Source organism: Nissabacter sp. SGAir0207 (genome assembly GCF_005491205.1).
Taxonomy (GTDB): Bacteria; Pseudomonadota; Gammaproteobacteria; order Enterobacterales; family Enterobacteriaceae; genus Chimaeribacter.
Genome location: NZ_CP028035.1, coordinates 3,673,914 through 3,689,944 on the forward strand (window position 1 = coordinate 3,673,914; position 16,031 = coordinate 3,689,944).

At 62.5% G+C, this 16,031-nt stretch carries 14 protein-coding genes; 6 read left to right on the forward strand and 8 right to left on the reverse strand.

All coding sequences use genetic code 11. The annotated features are described in order from the left end of the window. The 3 genes from C1N62_RS16495 to C1N62_RS16505 are packed head-to-tail and all read left to right on the forward strand — an operon-like array spanning position 1 to position 3,485. The gene (locus tag C1N62_RS16495) at positions 1–840 is read left to right on the forward strand and encodes a carbohydrate ABC transporter permease (RefSeq protein WP_137764646.1); all 840 of its coding nucleotides are present in this window, start codon (positions 1–3) and stop codon (positions 838–840) included. A gap of 10 nt (positions 841–850) precedes the next feature. Further along, the gene (locus C1N62_RS16500) at positions 851–2,446 is read left to right on the forward strand and encodes an alpha-amylase family glycosyl hydrolase (protein ID WP_137764647.1); all 1,596 of its coding nucleotides are present in this window, start codon (positions 851–853) and stop codon (positions 2,444–2,446) included. Further along, positions 2,427–3,485, forward strand: a complete 1,059-nt coding sequence (locus tag C1N62_RS16505; RefSeq protein WP_137765045.1) for a glycoside hydrolase family 130 protein — start codon at positions 2,427–2,429, stop codon at positions 3,483–3,485. Before C1N62_RS16500 ends, C1N62_RS16505 begins: the two co-directional genes overlap by 20 nt. Before the next feature lie 34 nt (positions 3,486–3,519). Here C1N62_RS16505 and yigL read toward each other — a convergent pair whose 3' ends face one another. Next, the gene (yigL, locus tag C1N62_RS16510) at positions 3,520–4,329 is read right to left on the reverse strand and encodes a sugar/pyridoxal phosphate phosphatase YigL (protein ID WP_137764648.1); all 810 of its coding nucleotides are present in this window, start codon (positions 4,327–4,329) and stop codon (positions 3,520–3,522) included. 10 nt (positions 4,330–4,339) lie between these two features. After that, on the reverse strand, positions 4,340–5,386 hold the full coding sequence (gene pldB, locus C1N62_RS16515; protein WP_137764649.1) for a lysophospholipase L2: 1,047 nt from the start codon (positions 5,384–5,386) through the stop codon (positions 4,340–4,342). Positions 5,387–5,501: 115 nt separating this feature from the next. On the opposite strand from pldB, the gene rhtB reads away from it, so the two are divergent. Then, positions 5,502–6,122, forward strand: a complete 621-nt coding sequence (gene rhtB / locus C1N62_RS16520; RefSeq protein ID WP_137764650.1) for a homoserine/homoserine lactone efflux protein — start codon at positions 5,502–5,504, stop codon at positions 6,120–6,122. A gap of 65 nt (positions 6,123–6,187) precedes the next feature. On the opposite strand, the gene rhtC is transcribed toward rhtB, so the two are convergent. From rhtC to pldA, 3 genes are all read right to left on the reverse strand, one after another. Then, entirely contained in the window at positions 6,188–6,808 is a 621-nt protein-coding gene (rhtC, locus tag C1N62_RS16525) for a threonine export protein RhtC (RefSeq protein ID WP_137764651.1), read from the reverse strand. A 78-nt stretch (positions 6,809–6,886) separates the two neighbouring features. Continuing rightward, positions 6,887–8,716 (reverse strand): ATP-dependent DNA helicase RecQ, encoded by a 1,830-nt coding sequence (gene recQ / locus C1N62_RS16530; protein ID WP_137764652.1) that lies wholly within the window; start codon positions 8,714–8,716, stop codon positions 6,887–6,889. Positions 8,717–8,782: 66 nt separating this feature from the next. Continuing rightward, a complete protein-coding gene (pldA, locus tag C1N62_RS16535; RefSeq protein WP_137764653.1) occupies positions 8,783–9,661 on the reverse strand; it encodes a phospholipase A in 879 nt (292 codons plus the stop codon). Between the two features lie 189 nt (positions 9,662–9,850). Here pldA and C1N62_RS16540 point away from each other — a divergent pair, with 189 nt between their 5' ends. Together C1N62_RS16540 and rarD are read left to right on the forward strand one after the other, a co-directional pair. Beyond that, entirely contained in the window at positions 9,851–10,321 is a 471-nt protein-coding gene (locus C1N62_RS16540) for a thioesterase family protein (protein ID WP_137764654.1), read from the forward strand. A 79-nt stretch (positions 10,322–10,400) separates the two neighbouring features. After that, positions 10,401–11,288 carry an EamA family transporter RarD gene (rarD, locus tag C1N62_RS16545; RefSeq protein WP_137764655.1) on the forward strand — a complete coding sequence of 296 codons (888 nt, stop codon included), beginning with the start codon at positions 10,401–10,403 and terminating at the stop codon, positions 11,286–11,288. Here rarD and C1N62_RS16550 read toward each other — a convergent pair. The 3 genes from C1N62_RS16550 to uvrD form a co-directional block, all read right to left on the reverse strand. Next, a complete protein-coding gene (locus C1N62_RS16550) occupies positions 11,285–12,361 on the reverse strand; it encodes an AbrB family transcriptional regulator (protein WP_370465576.1) in 1,077 nt (358 codons plus the stop codon). The genes rarD and C1N62_RS16550 overlap by 4 nt on opposite strands. A gap of 131 nt (positions 12,362–12,492) precedes the next feature. After that, positions 12,493–13,443, reverse strand: coding sequence for a magnesium/cobalt transporter CorA (corA, locus tag C1N62_RS16555; protein WP_137764656.1), 951 nt, complete (start codon positions 13,441–13,443; stop codon positions 12,493–12,495). A gap of 376 nt (positions 13,444–13,819) precedes the next feature. Beyond that, positions 13,820–15,982 carry a DNA helicase II gene (uvrD, locus tag C1N62_RS16560; RefSeq protein WP_137764657.1) on the reverse strand — a complete coding sequence of 721 codons (2,163 nt, stop codon included), beginning with the start codon at positions 15,980–15,982 and terminating at the stop codon, positions 13,820–13,822. Positions 15,983–16,031: the final 49 nt, after the last annotated feature.

Sequence of the window (16,031 nt, forward strand, 5' to 3'; positions counted from 1 at the left end):
ATGAAAAAATGCCTGACTGCCCTGTCGCCCGCCTCGCTGCTGCTGCACGCCGTGATGCTGCTGCTGGCGCTCTCCTGGCTCTACCCCTACCTCTGGATGCTGTTCTCCTCGCTGAAGGATACCGCCGACATCTACACCACCAGCCTGCTCGGCGGCCACTTCTCCTTTGATAACTACCGCTTCCTGTTTGATGACACCGCGCAGGCGGAGAAGCCCTTCCTGCGCACCCTGCTCAACTCGCTGTTCATCACCCTAAGCATCACCGCCTGCGTCACCGTCAGCTCGGCGCTGGTGGGGTACGCGCTGGCAAAAATGCCCTTCCCCGGCCGGGCGGCGTTCAAGAACCTGCTGATTTTGCAGATTGTCTTCCCGGCGTTCATGTTCATCATCCCGCACTTTGTGCTGATGCGTGAACTGGGGCTGATGAACAGCTACGGCGCGCTGATCCTGCCGTTCGTGATGAATGCCTGGGGCATTTTCATGGTGGCGCAGAGCTTTCAGGGCACGCCGAATGACTACCTCTACGCTGCGCGGCTGGATCATGCCTCGATCCCGAAGATCCTGCTGCACATCATGGTGCCGCTGAATAAGTCGATTTTGGCGATTGTCGCGCTCTTCACCTTCACCGCCGCCTGGGACAATTTCCTCTGGCCGCTGGTGGTGGTGCAGGATGCGCAAAAGATGCCGCTCTCGGTGCTGCTTGCCACTTTCAGCAAGTCCTACAGCATCTATCTTGGCCCGGTGATGGCTGGCGCAGTGGTGCAGACCCTGCCGATTGTCACCCTATTCATTCTGTTCCGGCGGCACTTCCTGCAAGGGATGGCGCTGACGCTCAAGTAAGGAGGCAGTGATGCAAGAGAGTGTGAAGTGGTGGCGCAAAGGGGTGTTTTACCAGATCTACCTGCCCTCCTTCTGTGACGGCAATGGCGACGGGCTGGGGGATTTCCACGGCCTGCTGAGCAAGCTGGACTATTTGGCGGAGCTAGGCATCGCCGGTATCTGGATCACCCCCTTCTACCCGTCGCCGCTGGTGGACAACGGTTATGACATCTCCGACTACTGCAACGTCGATGCGCGCTTCGGCGATCTGGCGCTGTTCAGCCAACTGGTGGAGGCGTGCCATCAGCGCCATATCCGGGTGATCATCGATCTGGTGATCAACCACGTCTCCAGCGCGCACCCGTGGTTCCAACAGGCGCTAAGCGACCCGCAGAGCCGCTACCGGGAGTACTTCTTCTTCCGGCCGCAGCCGAACAACTGGCACTCCTTCTTTGGCGGCCCGGCGTGGAGCCGCACGCCCGCTGGCGATGCCTTCTACTACCACAAGTTTTCGCCGCAGCAAGTAGATCTCAACTGGGCCAACCCGCAGGTGGAGCGCGAGATTGAGCAGGTGATCGACTTCTGGCTGGCGCGCGGCGTGGATGGCTTCCGCTTCGATGTGATCAACTTCCTCACCACCGACGGCATCGGCCCCGACAACCCCCCGGGCGAGGGGGAGCAGCGCCATGAGCATGACATCAACCAGCCGGGGGTGACGGCAGTGATTGCGCGGCTGTGCCGCTACATCCGCCAGCGCAAGGAGGCGTTCCTGATTGGCGAGGTGGGCAGCGAGAAGCTGGAGGAGCTGTGCCGCTACCAAGGCGGCGACCTGCTGGATGTGGTGTTCAACTTCAACCTCGGCAGCCTTAAGACCTTCAGCGTCCACGACATCCACCAGCAACTGGTGGCAATGGAGACGCAACAGCCCGGCGTGCCGACGCTGTTTTTCTCCAGCCACGATATGTCACGCATGATCAGCCGCTTCGGCGAGCATGAGCAGGATCTCGATCGCGCCGTCGCGCTGTTCGCGCTGCAAATCAGCGCCAAGGGGGTGCCGTTTATCTATAACGGTGAGGAGATCGGCATGACCGATTTTGTGCCGGAGACGTTCGACCAGTTGCGGGACGTTCAGGGCATCACCCACTACCAACAGGCGCGGGCGGCCGGGCTGGCGCACCCAGAGGCGCTGGCGGAGGCGATCGTCCACTCCCGTGATGCCTCACGTTCGCCCATGCAGTGGGACAGCCGTCCCCATGCCGGTTTTTCGCCGGTCACCCCCTGGATGCCGGTGCACCGCAATGCCACAACCACGCAGGTCAGCGCGCTGCGCCGCCAGCCCGGCTCCATCCTTAAGCGCTACCGGGCGCTGATTGCGCTGCGCAACCGCCACCCGGCGCTCCAGAGTGGCGACTATTTACGGCTGGCACGGCACGGCGACTGCCTGATGCTCTGCCGGACGCACCGCACGGAGACGCTGCACATCTTCATCAACTTCGGCGACCCGCTGCCCAACCCCAGCTGGGGCGACGGCGAGCAGGTGCTGTTTGGCACCGACTGCCGCCAGTTGGAAAAAAATTCCGTCCTGATTAAAAAGGTATGCCATGAACATCATCCGCAATCCCGCTAATCCGCTGATTACCCCGAAAGATGTGCCGCCGACCCGGCCGGGCATGAAGGTCGAGTGTGTGTTTAATGCCGGCGTGGTGCGCCGCGGCGAGGAGACGCTGCTGCTGCTACGGGTGGCCGAGAGCGTTATTCCCTCGCACCCGGATGAGATCTGTGTGCCGCGGCTGGTGAATGAGGAGGGCGTCTGGCGGCCGCACACCGTGGCGTTCAACCGCCACGACCCGCGCTATGAGTTCAGCGATCCGCGCGCCATCGTGCTGAAGGCCGATCCCACCGAGACGCTGCTGACCTCGCTCTCCCACCTGCGGCTGGCACGCAGCCGTGACGGCGTGCACTTTGATATTGATGACGCGCCGTTCCTCTTCCCGGAGAACGAGTATGAGCAGTTTGGCTGTGAAGATCCGCGCATCAGCCTGATCGACGGCTTGTACTACATCAACTACTCGGCGGTGTCGCCCTACGGCATCGCCACCGCGCTGGCAGTGACGGCGGATTTCACCGAGGTGCGGCGGCTCGGCGTCATACTCTGCCCGGACAACCGCGACGTCTGCTTCTTCCCACAGCGCGTCAATGGCGAATATCTGGCGCTGACGCGCCCCTCGCCCAAGTATTTCGGCAAGCCGGAGATCTGGCTCAGCGCCTCACCAGACCTGCTGCACTGGGGCAACCACCGCCGCCTGCCGGCTGGCTCGGCCAGCGACTGGGACGCGCTGAAGCTCGGCGGCGGCGCGCCGCTGCTGGAGACAGAACATGGCTGGTTGCAGATCTACCACGGCGTGGATCAGCAGCAGCGCTACTGCCTCGGCGCGCTGCTGCTCGACCGGGATGACCCGATGCGCATTCTGGCGAAATCCGCCACCCCGCTGTTGCAGCCAGAGGCGGAGTATGAGGTGCACGGCTTTTTCGGCAATGTGGTGTTCACCTGCGGTGCGCTGATTGAGGGCGATCAGTTGAAGATCTACTACGGCGCGGCCGACCAGTGCATCGCGCTGGCGCAGATGACGCTGGCCGATCTCTGGGCGCATCTGGGCATCGCCTGAGTCCCATAAAAAAGGGCGCTGAGCGCCCTTTTTTTTACTGCCCTTCGGCGAGGTACATCGCCCGCAGGTAGTGCGGCACCGCGTCATCAACGTTGGAGCCAATCACCTCCAGATGCGGCAGTTGATCTTTCAGGCGCTGGTGCGCGTTGCGCATCAGGCAGCCCTTGCCCGCCACCGACAGCATCTCGAAATCATTCATGCCGTCACCAAAGGCGATGCAGTCCGCCAGCGAATAGCCCGCCAGCGCTGCCACCTGCTCCAGTGCATGGCCTTTGGAGACGCCGCCCGCCATGACTTCCAGACAGGTCGGGAAGGAGAAGCTGACGTTCACTCGCTCGCCCCAGCGGCTGTTGATCTCCTCCTCCAGCCGCAGCAGTTCGTCGTGATCCTCACTGGTGAAGTAGACCTTGCAGATGCCGTCGGTCTCCAGCAGGCTCGGTTCGAACAGCGTGTATTTGAACACCGACTCTTGGAAAAACTCATCCTGATCCGGGCGGTCACGGTTCATGAACCAGTCATCATTGCGGTAGACATTGGTCAGGATCGCCGGGTTATCGTGCACGATGCCGTAGAGATCGCGGGCGATATCGCCGTCCAGATTGTGGGAGAAGATCAGCTCGCCCTCGGTATTGTGCACGCGCGCGCCGTTGGAGGTGATCATAAAGGCGCTGATCTCCAGGTTATCCCGGATCTGGCCCACGTCCACGTGGTGGCGGCCAGTGGCGAAAACGAAGTGGATACCCTTGCGGGTCAGCAGCTTCAGCGTCTCCTTGGCGTACGGGGTCAGGGTGTGGTCCGGGGAGAGCAGCGTGCCGTCTAAATCGGATGCGACAACATGGTACATAGCGTCTGTTTTAACCTCTGATGGTATGAAGGGCAGCTGCGCCGCCAGATTGGGAGTGTCGCGCAAAAAAGCGCAGGGTGGCGTCCAGCGCCTGGGCGCGCAAGGCGTCCCGTTCAAACAGGATCTCATGGCGCGCCCCCTTGATGACCAGCGGCTTGCCCCCTTCGCAGGGCCGCCCCGCTTGCGTCATCGCCTGACAAAATGCCTGCTGCGAGCGGTTATCCACCACCCGGTCCTCACTGGCCTGCAACAGCAACAGGGGAGTATCAATATCTTTGGCCTTCGCCAGCACCTGCTCGCCCGCCAGCACGCCCTCCCGCACCCAGTGGTAGGTTGGCCCACCCACCCGCAGCTCCGGGTAGTCGGCGTAGTAGCGCAGGGTGCGCTGGTAGCGCTCACGGCTATGGGTTAACCGGTTGACCAAAAAGGGCAGTGGCTGCCAGTGGCCGGTGCCGATGGCATAGAAATCGCGCCGTGCCGGGTTGCCCTCCGCCCAGTTCAGGATGCGGCGCACCATCCAGCCCGGCATCGGCAGGGTGATGCCGGTCATCGGCGCACAGAGCGTCGCGGCGGCAAAGAAGGGCGGCGTATCCGCTGGCCGGCGGCGCGCCAGATAGAGCGCCAGAATCGCCCCACCCATCGAGTGCGCCAGCGCGTATTTTTGGCGATAGCCGAGCGGTGCCACCACCTCTTCGCAGAAGGTGGCGAGATCATCCACATAGTCGTCGAACAGGTGGACGTGCCCACGGTGGCTGTCTTCCAGCATCCGCCCGGATCGCCCCTGCCCGCGATGGTCGAGGATCATCACGTCATAGCCGCAATGGAAAAGGTCATACGCCACTTCGGGGTACTTCATGTAGCTTTCGATGCGGCCGGGCGACACCACCACCACCTGATCATGGTGCGGCGCATGGAAACGCACATAGCGAATCGGCACGCCGTTGACGCCGGTAAACTCCCCCTCCTGACGATGGCGCCAGAAATCGAGCAGGGGGCCGGTCGAGAACGCCGCGAAGCCCAATTCACGTGTCAGCCAGCTCTGTTTGATGTGTGACATAGCGTCTGTCCGTAGCCACTCATGGTGCAATGAAACGCGCCGTTCAACGGCCATAGCGTAACCTCCGGCAATAGCGTATTGTGGCACAAAACAGCGCAATCAGGGAGCATTGCCGATGACCTTGGAGTGGTGGTTAACCTACCTGCTAACAACCCTTATCCTCAGCCTGTCGCCCGGCTCGGGAGCGATCAACACCATGAGCACCAGTATCAGCCACGGCTACCGCGGGGCCGCCGCCTCGATCGCCGGCCTGCAACTGGGGCTGGCCAGCCACATCCTGCTGGTGGGTGTGGGCCTTGGCGCGCTGCTGTCGCAGTCGCTGCTGGCCTTTGAGCTGCTGAAGTGGCTCGGTGCCGCCTATCTGGTGTGGCTGGGCATCCAGCAATGGCGCGCCGCGGGCGCGATGGATCTGCACGCGCTGGCCGGCAGTATGCCGCGCCGCCAGCTGTTCCGCCGGGCGGTGCTGGTCAACCTGACCAACCCGAAGAGCATCGTGTTCCTCGCCGCCCTCTTCCCGCAGTTCATTGTGCCGCACCAGCCGCAGGCCGCGCAGTACCTGATCCTCGGCGTCACTACTGTGGCAGTGGACATCATCGTGATGATTGGTTACGCCACCCTCGCCCGCCGCATCGCTGGCTGGCTCAAGTCGCCCAAGCAGATGGCGCTGCTCAACCGCATTTTCGGCTCGCTGTTTGTGCTGGTTGCGGCGCTGCTGACCACCGCCCGTCAGGCGTAAACGCCGCGTTGGAAAAAAGGCAGGCCATGCGCCTGCCTTTTTTTATGGATGCTAACCGCGAAAGGTTAACGGGAGATGATCAGATGGATGCCGAAACCGGCAAACAGCACGCCCGCGACGCCGTCGATCCACTTGGCCAGCCGCTGGTAGCCGCGGCGCATCACCGGCAGGGCAAACACCATCGCCACGATGGAAAACCAGACGAAGGTCTCGGCAATGATCATCACGAACAGCCCCCAGCGCTCGGCGCTGCCAACGCTGTCACCGACAAACAGCGAGAAGACGCTGCCGAAGTAGATCACCGCTTTCGGGTTGGAGAGGTTGGTCAGGAAGCCGCGCATAAAGGTGCGGCCACGCGCTGGCAAGGCGACGGGTGCCTCCGCGGCGGGTTCCCCCTGCCGGGCGCGGGCGGCGCGCAGCAGTTGCCAGCCCATCCACAGCAGGTAGAGGCCGCCGCCGACGGTGATCACCTGATGCAGCCAGGCCATCCGCTCCAGCAGCAGGTGCAGCCCCATCAGCGCTACCCCCGCCCAGATCACGATGCCCAGGGTGATGCCAATCACCCCCATCATCGCCTCACGGCGTGAGCGGCTGGCCGCGGTTTGGGAAACAAAGAAGAAGTCCGGGCCGGGGCTGATCAGGGCCACCAGATGCACCAGCGCAACAGTGAAAAACAGCATGAACATCAGTACAACTCCCAGAGAGGCGGAAATATCGCGCCATCATAGGCGATGGCGGAGGTTCCCGCCATCGTCCTCGAGGGGTCATTCGTCGTCGTTGTCGATATGGTCGCGGATCATCTGCAGGAAGGGCGCGCCAAAGCGCTCCAGCTTGCGCTGGCCGACGCCGTTGACGCTGAGCAATTCGCCCGGCGAAGCTGGCATCTGCTCGGCCATCTCCAGCAGCGTGGCGTCGTTGAACACCACGTAGGGCGGCACGTTGGCCTCGTCAGCGATCGATTTGCGCAGCTTGCGCAATTTGGCGAACAGCTTGCGGTCATAGTTGCCGCTGTAGCTCTTCGGCGTGCTACTGCGCGCCTTGGGTGCCTGAATGCGCGGCACCGCCAGTTGCAGCGGCGTCTCGCCACGCAGCACCGGACGCGCCGCCTCGGTGAGTTGCAGCGCCGAGTGCAGCGCGATGTTCTGGCTGATCAGGCCGAGGTGGATCAGCTGGCGATAGACGCTGACCCAGTGCTCGGTGGTCTGGTCACGGCCCATGCCATAGATCGTCAGCTTGTCATGGCCGTTTTCACGGATACGCAGGTTATTGGCCCCGCGCAGCACCTCCACCACATAGCCGATACCAAAGCGCTGGCCGACGCGCGCCACGGCGGAGAGCGCTTTTTGCGCATCGAGCAGGCCGTCATAGCGCTTCGGCGGATCGAGGCAGATGTCGCAGTTGCCGCACGGCGTCTGCCGCCCCTCGCCAAAGTAGTTGAGCAGCACCAGCCGGCGGCAGGTCTGCGCCTCAGCGAAAGCGCCCATCGCGTTCAGCTTGTGGCGCTCCACGTCCTGCTGCGGCCCGGCGGGTTTCTCCTCCAGACAGCGGCGCAGCCAGGCCATGTCGGCCGGATCATAGAGCAGAATCGCCTCGGCTGGCAGGCCGTCACGCCCGGCGCGGCCGGTTTCTTGGTAGTAGGCCTCGATGGTGCGCGGAATATCAAAGTGCACCACAAAGCGCACGTTGGGCTTGTTGATGCCCATGCCGAACGCCACGGTCGCCACCACCACCTGCAAGTCATCGCGCTGGAAGGCGTCTTGCACCTGTGCGCGCCGCTCGCTCTCCAGCCCGGCGTGGTAGGCCCCCACGCTGAGGCCGCGCGCTTGCAGGCGGGCGGCGGTGTCTTCCACCTTCGCCCGGCTGTTGCAGTAGATGATGCCGCTCTTGCCGCGCTGATCCTGCACAAAGCGCCACAGCTGGTCGAGGGGCTTGTACTTCTCTACCAGCGTGTAGCGGATGTTGGGGCGGTCAAAGCTGCTGATCTGCACCAGCGGCTCATGGAGCGCCAGCCCGCGCACGATGTCATTGCGCGTGGCTTCGTCGGCCGTCGCCGTCAGGGCGATGACCGGCAGATTCGGGTAACGCGCCTTCAGTTGCCCAAGCGCACGGTATTCGGGGCGGAAATCGTGCCCCCACTGGGAAATACAGTGCGCTTCGTCAACCGCCAACAGCGACGGGTTAAGCTGCGGCAACTGGTCGAGGAAGTTGTCCATCATCAGCCGCTCTGGCGCGATGTAGAGCATCTTGATCTGCCCGTTGCGGCAGCCGGTCATCACCTCATACTGCTGCTCCCGCGTCTGGCTGGAGTTGAGGCACGCCGCCGCCACGCCGTTGGCCAGCAGCTGATCCACCTGGTCTTTCATCAGGGAGATCAGCGGCGAGACCACCAGCGTCAGGCCATCCATAACCAAGGCAGGGATTTGGTAACACAGGGATTTGCCGCCCCCGGTGGGCATGACCACCAGACAGTCGCGCCCTTCGAGCGCGGTGTTGATGATGGTTTGCTGACCCGGACGGAATTGCTGGTAGCCGAAGGTGTCACGCAACACCTGCTCTGCCAGCAACGCTTTGTTGATTACTGCCGCCGTAGACACTCGTTTCCCCAACGTTCTGCGAGCCGGCAGGGAGCCTGCCGGCCGGTGATGATGCGCACGCGCGTTTTACAAAATATCGTTCAGCATGATGCCGACACCGACGCGCGTCTGCTTGTAGTTGTAGTCAATCAGCGATTCGCCATAGCCGCTGAAGACCTGCGTATAGAAGCGCACATGGCGGGTGATCGGGTAGCTCCACCCGGCCTCCGCCCCGCCGTAACCAGTGTTCCAGTTGTAGCGGCCGTTGATGCTGAATACGCTGTCGCCCCAGGCATACGCCACCTTCAGGCGGTAGTAGCCCATGTATTTGGTGATGTCCGGGTTATCGTCATTGCTGTCGCTCTCCGGGATGCGATACCAAGGCTTGAGATCCACCTGCCAGTTGCCGTGCTGCGCCATAAAGCGCGCGTAGATACGGTTCCAGCTACGCGAAGTGGGATCGGAGCGGCCATTGGAGTCATGGTTGAAGCCGGTCTCCACCTCACGCAGCGTCCAGCCAGCGAAGGAGTAGTCCGTCGCCCAGGCCACGAACACCTGCGGCTCATAGTTGGTTTCGCGGAACGGTGACGATTCGCTACTATTGGAGAGCTGCCAGAATGAGCGCTGGGTGTAGGAGGCCGCCAGCAGCGAGTTGTCCCCGGCAATGCCGCGCCAGATCGGGAAGCCCAGGCTAAGCTGGAACTCTACCTCATCTTTGCGGGCGTTGTCTGCCCAGTCGTAGGTCTGAATGGCCTTGGTGTTTACCTTATCGGTATAGGTATACAACAGATAGTTCGTTTCGTAAGGATAGAGCGTAAACGGGTTGTCATGTTCCTGCAACATGCTGGCAATGACGCTGCCACGCACTGTGGGGTAATCATGGATCTGTTTAACTGTCGCTTCTTCCGCCTGAACCAGGGCCGGTGCTGCCAGCAGCGCCATCCCGATTCCCCAATAACCGCGCATAACCCCTCCAAAAAAATCCTAAAATAGACCGCCAACAAAAAGGCAGGCCATTTTACACACAAATCACGACGGCGATCAGCGGTGTTTCGATTTATCCGCGCCGGGCTGGAAAGCAACAAATGCGAAGCATAAAATCCACAATAAATTAACCTAACCGCGCCGCCTTCCGGCGCTGACCAAGGAACCTGTATGTCTGACCTGACCCTGACGCCCGAGGCCGCCCGCCGGCTGATTGGCAACATCTTTGTGTATGACATGCCCTTCAATCGCGAGCTGGGGCTGGAGCTGGCCTGCTTTGATGAAGAGCAGGTGGTGCTGACCTTCGCCAACCAGACGCGACTGGTGGGCAACGCGGCGCAGCATATCCTGCATGGTGGCGTCATCGCCTCGGTGCTGGATGTGGCCGCCGGGCTGTGCTGCGTTGGCAGCGTGCTGCTGCGCCACGAGAACCAGAGCGAAACCGAGCTGCGCCAACGGCTCGCCAAAATGGGCACCATCGACCTGCGGGTCGACTACCTGCGCCCCGGACGCGGCGAGCAGTTCCGCGCCACCAGTACCCTGCTGCGCGCGGGCAACAAGGTGGCGGTCGCCCGCGTGGAGCTGCATAACCAAGCGGATCTGCATATTGCCAGCGCCACCGCCACCTACCTGATTGGCTGACGCCGCAAGGTTGCGCGCCGTCAGGAAAAGCGCCTGCCACTCCGGTACACTCGCTGTTTTCTTTTTTTAGGTTAATAACATGGATGCGAAACAGACCCGCCAGGGCATTCTCTTTGCCCTCGGTGCCTACTTTATCTGGGGCATCGCCCCGGCCTACTTCAAACTGCTGCAACAGGTGACGCCGGGCGAAATCCTCACCCACCGCATTGTCTGGTCTTTCTTCTTTATGCTGATCCTGCTCTCCGTCAGCCGCAACTGGGGCAAGGTGCGGGCCGTGGTGCACCAGCCGAAACGGCTGCTGATGCTGGCGTTGACCGCGCTGCTGGTGGGCTGCAACTGGCTGCTGTTTATCTGGGCGGTGAATAACCACCATATCCTGGAGGCCAGCCTCGGCTACTTTATCAACCCGCTGGTAAATGTGCTGCTCGGGATGCTGTTTCTGGGAGAGCGCTTCCGCCGAATGCAGTGGCTGGCGGTGGCGCTGGCGATCTGTGGGGTGCTGGTGCAGCTGTGGCAGTTTGGCTCGCTGCCAGTGATTGCGCTGGGGCTGGCCTTCAGCTTCGCGCTGTATGGCCTGCTGCGCAAGAAGATCGGCATTGACGCCCAGACCGGGATGTTGGTGGAGACCCTGTGGCTGCTGCCAGCGGCGGTGATCTACCTGTTCGGCATTGCCGACACCCCCACCAGCCACCTGACCGCCAACCCCATGTCGCTCAATCTGCTGCTGGTGGCGGCGGGCGTGGTCACTACCGTACCGCTGCTGTTCTTCACCGCCGCTGCCACCCGCCTGCGCCTCTCGACGCTCGGCTTCTTCCAGTACCTCGGCCCGACGCTGATGTTCGTGCTGGCGGTGACCTTCTACGGCGAGCACATCGGCAATGACAAGCTGGTCACCTTCGCCTTTATCTGGGGCGGCCTGCTGCTGTTCACCCTCGACGCGCTCTACACCCAGCGCAAGCTGCGTTAACGCAGCGCCTGTTTTGGCGGTTTGCCGGCGTGGCGCGAGATGAAGCGCGCCATCGCCGGGCCGGTGAACAGGATGGTGAGCAGCCGTAGCGTCTGCATCGCCATCACGAATGACATATCCACCTTGGTGCCGGCGGCGATGATCGCCACGGTATCCAGCCCGCCGGGGCTGGTGGCCAGATAGGCCGACATCAGATCGACCGGCAGTACCTTGGTCATCCCCCATGCCATCACACCGCACACCACCATCAGCCCAATAATTGACACCAGCATCTGCGGCAGGGTGCGCAGCGCCAGCAGCACGATGTCACGCGTGAAGCGCAGCCCCACCGTCCAGCCAATCAGCGCGTAGGCTATCGCCAGCAGCCACTCCGGGATCTGGAGGGTCATCAGCCCGCTGGAGTGCACGCCCGCGCCCAGCAGCGCAGGCACCAGCAGCGCGCCAGAGGGGATACGCAGCCGGGGGGCCAGCACAATGCCCGTCAGCGCGATCGCCAGCGTGCCAAGGAAGCGCCAATCCAGCGACGGGAACCAGACCAGCGCCGCCGCGTGCTGGCCAGCCTCATCCCCCAGTCCGATGCGCGCCACCACGGCGGCAGCGGTAGCGACGAACAGCACGCGCAGGTACTGCATAAAGGCCACCAGCCGCACGTCCGCACCAAAGTCACCGGCCATCGCCACCATTGCCGACGCGCCGCCGGGCGAGGAGCCCCAGGCCCCGGTCGGCCCCGGCAGGGCGCTGAAACGCACCAACAGCCAGCCGGAGAGGCCGCTCGCCAGCAGCGTGGCCACCAGCGCGCCGATCACAATCGGCCAGTCCGCCAGCAGCGGCGTCAGGATGCCGGGCGACAGGCTTTGGGCAATCATGCAGCCCAGCACACCTTGGGAGAGTTTGAAACAGAGGGAGGGAATACGGATAGACGCGCCGCCCAGCCCCATCACCACGCCAACGATCATCGGCCCCAGCAGCAGCGCCGCTGGCAGGTGGAAGGCTTGCAGGCCAAAGCCCAGAATCAGGGAGAGCAGCAGCAGCAGGCCCCACTGACCCGCGGGAGAGATGCGTTTCAGCAACATGACTTCTCTACAATTTATTAACAACCGAGTCACTATTCTACGTCGGTTATGGACAAAAAGGGGAAGAAAGCGTGCGGAAAATCACACTATGGCGGGAGGGCCTCCCCGCCGCGGCGGGGAGTGCGGAGGCGTCAGAGCCAGTTTTTGCGCTTGAAGTAGAGGTAAGGGGCCAACCCGGCCAGGATCATCAAGCCGATGGCACCCGGATAGCCGAATGACCACTTCAGCTCCGGCATAAACTCAAAGTTCATGCCGTAGCTGGAGGCCACCAGCGTCGGTGGCAGGAACACCACCGAGACCACCGAGAAGATCTTGATGATGCGGTTCTGCTCGATGTTGATGAAGCCCATCGCCGCCTGCATCAGGAAGTTGACCTTCTGGAACAGTGACTCGTTGTGCGGCAGCAGCGATTCGATGTCGCGCAGCACCTCACGCGCCTGCTCCAGCTGGCCGGCTGGCAGGCGCGCCTTGCGCACCAGGAAGTTCAGCGCGCGCTGGGTATCCATCAGGCAGAGCCGCACCTTCCAGCCGGTATCTTCCAGCACCGCCAGGGTGGAGAGCGCCTCGTCATACTCGTCGCCCTGCTGCCCCTCCATGATCACCCGGCTCAGCTTCTCCAGGTCGCTGTAGATGTTCTCAATCTCATCCGCCAGCTGCTCAATTTTGGTTTCGAACAGGTCGAGCAGCAGCTCGTAGGCGTTGCCGTCGATCAGCATCTGGTTGCGGGCGCGCATCCGGTAGAGCCGGAACGCTGGCAGCTCGCGCTCGCGCAGGGTGTAGAGACGCCCGTCGCGGACGGTAAAGGCGACGGTGGAGTTGCCGCCGTGATCCTCGGCATCCTCATAATAGAAGAAGGAGTGGATGTGCAGGCCATCCTCATCTTCGAAGAAACGCGCGGAGGCTTCGATGTCATCCAGCTCCGGGCGGGTGGCGAGGTTCTGCCCCAGCTCGGTATGGACTTTGTCGCGCTCCTCCACGTCGGGTTCGATCAAATCAACCCAAAGCGATGTGGTGAGATCGTTCGAGTCATCCAACTCTAAACGGGATAAGCGACTGTTATCTAATTTGAATGCGCTCAGCATAGGCGATGGCTCCCTTGTGATGACAAGCAGAGGCTCGCAATGGAACACGGAAACAGAGTGGGCGATGAGGCACCGGCGTGTTTCAAACCGCCATAGGGCCTGACTCAGTGCGACAAACAGGAGGTCGCTGACAACCACGAAGGCCATCAGCAAAGAGGATAGCCTTAGAAGTTGTACCTAATGAACAGGTTCATGAGCCAGTATCTACTGGGTGTGTCCAAGGCGAAGGTCCTCATTTAAGAATAGTGCGCGCATGTTACGCTGAGACGAAAAAGTCTGTCAACCGCCGCACCCCAGTTAATGTGCAACAAAGCAACAACGTGCGGCGGGCGAAAAAGACGGCATTCGCCAGCCCGCAAGGCGGGCTGGCGTGGGCTTAGACTGTCTCGAGCCGGGCGTAGGCCGCCACCAGCCACTTCACCCCTTCGCCATTGAAAGCGATCTGCAAACGGCTGTGGTCGCCGCTGCCCTCGAGGTTGATGATGGTGCCCTCGCCAAATTTCGGGTGGCGTACGCGCTGGCCGAGGCTGTAGCCGCTGTCGCTCTGCGCCACCGGCGCGCCCATGCGGCGGGTATTGACCGGGCGGGAGACGCTGGCGCGCAGCCGCACCTCCTCCACGCAGTTCTCCGGCAGTTCGGCGATGAAACGCGACGGCCGGTGGAACACCTCTTTGCCATACAGGCGGCGCGTCTCGGCGTAGGTCAGGGTCAGCTTCTGCATCGCGCGCGTCACGCCGACGTAGGCCAGCCGACGCTCCTCCTCCAGCCGGCCGCCCTCGTCGAGCGCCATCTGGCTGGGGAACATCCCCTCCTCCATGCCGACAATGAACACCTGCCGGAACTCCAGCCCCTTGGCGGAGTGGAGGGTCATCAGCTGTACCGCGTCCTGATAGGCGTCCGCCTGCCCCTCGCCCGCCTCAAGCGCGGCGTGGGAGAGGAACGCCTGCAACGGCATTAAATCCTCATCCTCATCCTGGTAGCTGTACTGCCGGGTGGCGTTGACCAGCTCCTCCAAGTTTTCGATGCGCGCCTGCCCCTTCTCGCCTTTCTCCTGCTCATACATCATCCACAGGCCGGAGTCCTTGATCACCCGGTCAGCCTGCACATGCAGCGGCATCTCGCTAGTCTCATGCGCCAGCGCATCCACCAGCTCAAGGAAGCGTTGCAGCGACGAGGCGGCACGGCCCGCCAGCGCCTTCTCCTGCAACAACAGGCGGCAGGATTGCCACAGCGTCAGTTGGCGCTCCCGCGCGGTCTGGCGCACCACGTCAATGGTGCGGTCGCCAATGCCGCGCGTCGGCGTGTTGACCACGCGCTCAAAGGCGGCGTCATCGTTGCGGTTGGCGATCAGGCGCAGATAGGCCAGCGAGTCCTTGATCTCCTGCCGTTCGAAGAAGCGCATCCCACCGTAGATGCGGTAGGGCATCGACACCTGCAACAGCGCCTCTTCCAGCACGCGCGACTGGGCGTTGCTGCGGTAGAGGATGGCGCAATCATTCAGCGCGCCGCCGTTCTCCTGCCAGGTCTTGATGCGGTTGACCACAAAGCGCGACTCATCCAGCTCATTGAAGGCGCAGTAGAGCGAGATGCGCTCGCCCTCGGCATCCTCCGTCCAGAGGTTTTTGCCCATGCGGCCATTGTTGTTGGCGATCAGGGCGTTGGCCGCCGACAGGATATTGCTGGTGGAGCGGTAGTTCTGCTCGAGGCGGATGGTCTCCGCTTTCGGGAAATCCTGGAGGAAGCGCTGGATGTTCTCCACCTGCGCGCCGCGCCAGCCGTAGATCGACTGGTCATCGTCACCGACGATCATCACGTTGGCCTGATCGCCCGCCAGCAGGCGGATCCAAGCGTACTGGATGCGGTTGGTATCCTGGAACTCATCCACCAGAATGTTGGTGAAGCGGTCGCGGTAGTGGTTCAGGATGTGCGGCTTGTTGAGCCACAGCTCATGGGCGCGCAGCAGCAGTTCGGCGAAGTCCACCAGCCCGGCGCGGTCGCACGCCTCCTGGTACGCCTGATAGACGCGCAGCCAGGTCTGCTCCACCGGATTGCCGTAGCTCTCAATGTGCTGCGGGCGCAGGCCATCATCTTTCTTGCCGTTGATGTACCACATCGCCTGACGCGCCGGCCACTGCTTGTCATCCAGATTCATCGCCTTGATCAGCCGCTTCAGCAGGCGCAACTGGTCTTCGCTGTCGAGGATCTGGAAATCCTGCGGCAGGTTGGCGTCCATGTGGTGGGCGCGCAGCAGGCGGTGGGCCAGCCCGTGGAAGGTGCCGATCCACATCCCGCCCTGGCTGGTGCCGATCAGGTGTTCGATGCGGTGGCGCATCTCCGCCGCCGCCTTGTTGGTGAAGGTCACCGCCATAATCGAGTAAGGCGAGCAGTTCTCCACGGAGAGCAACCAGGCGATCCGGTGCACCAGCACCCGCGTTTTGCCGCTGCCCGCGCCGGCCAGCACCAACAGGTTGCTGCGTGGCGCCGCCACGGCTTCGCGTTGTTTATCATTGAGGCTGTCGAGCAGGTCAGAAACGTCCATAGGCACCGTCGGGTCTGGTCAGCGGGAAAGGCCGGGCCTCGCGGCACGG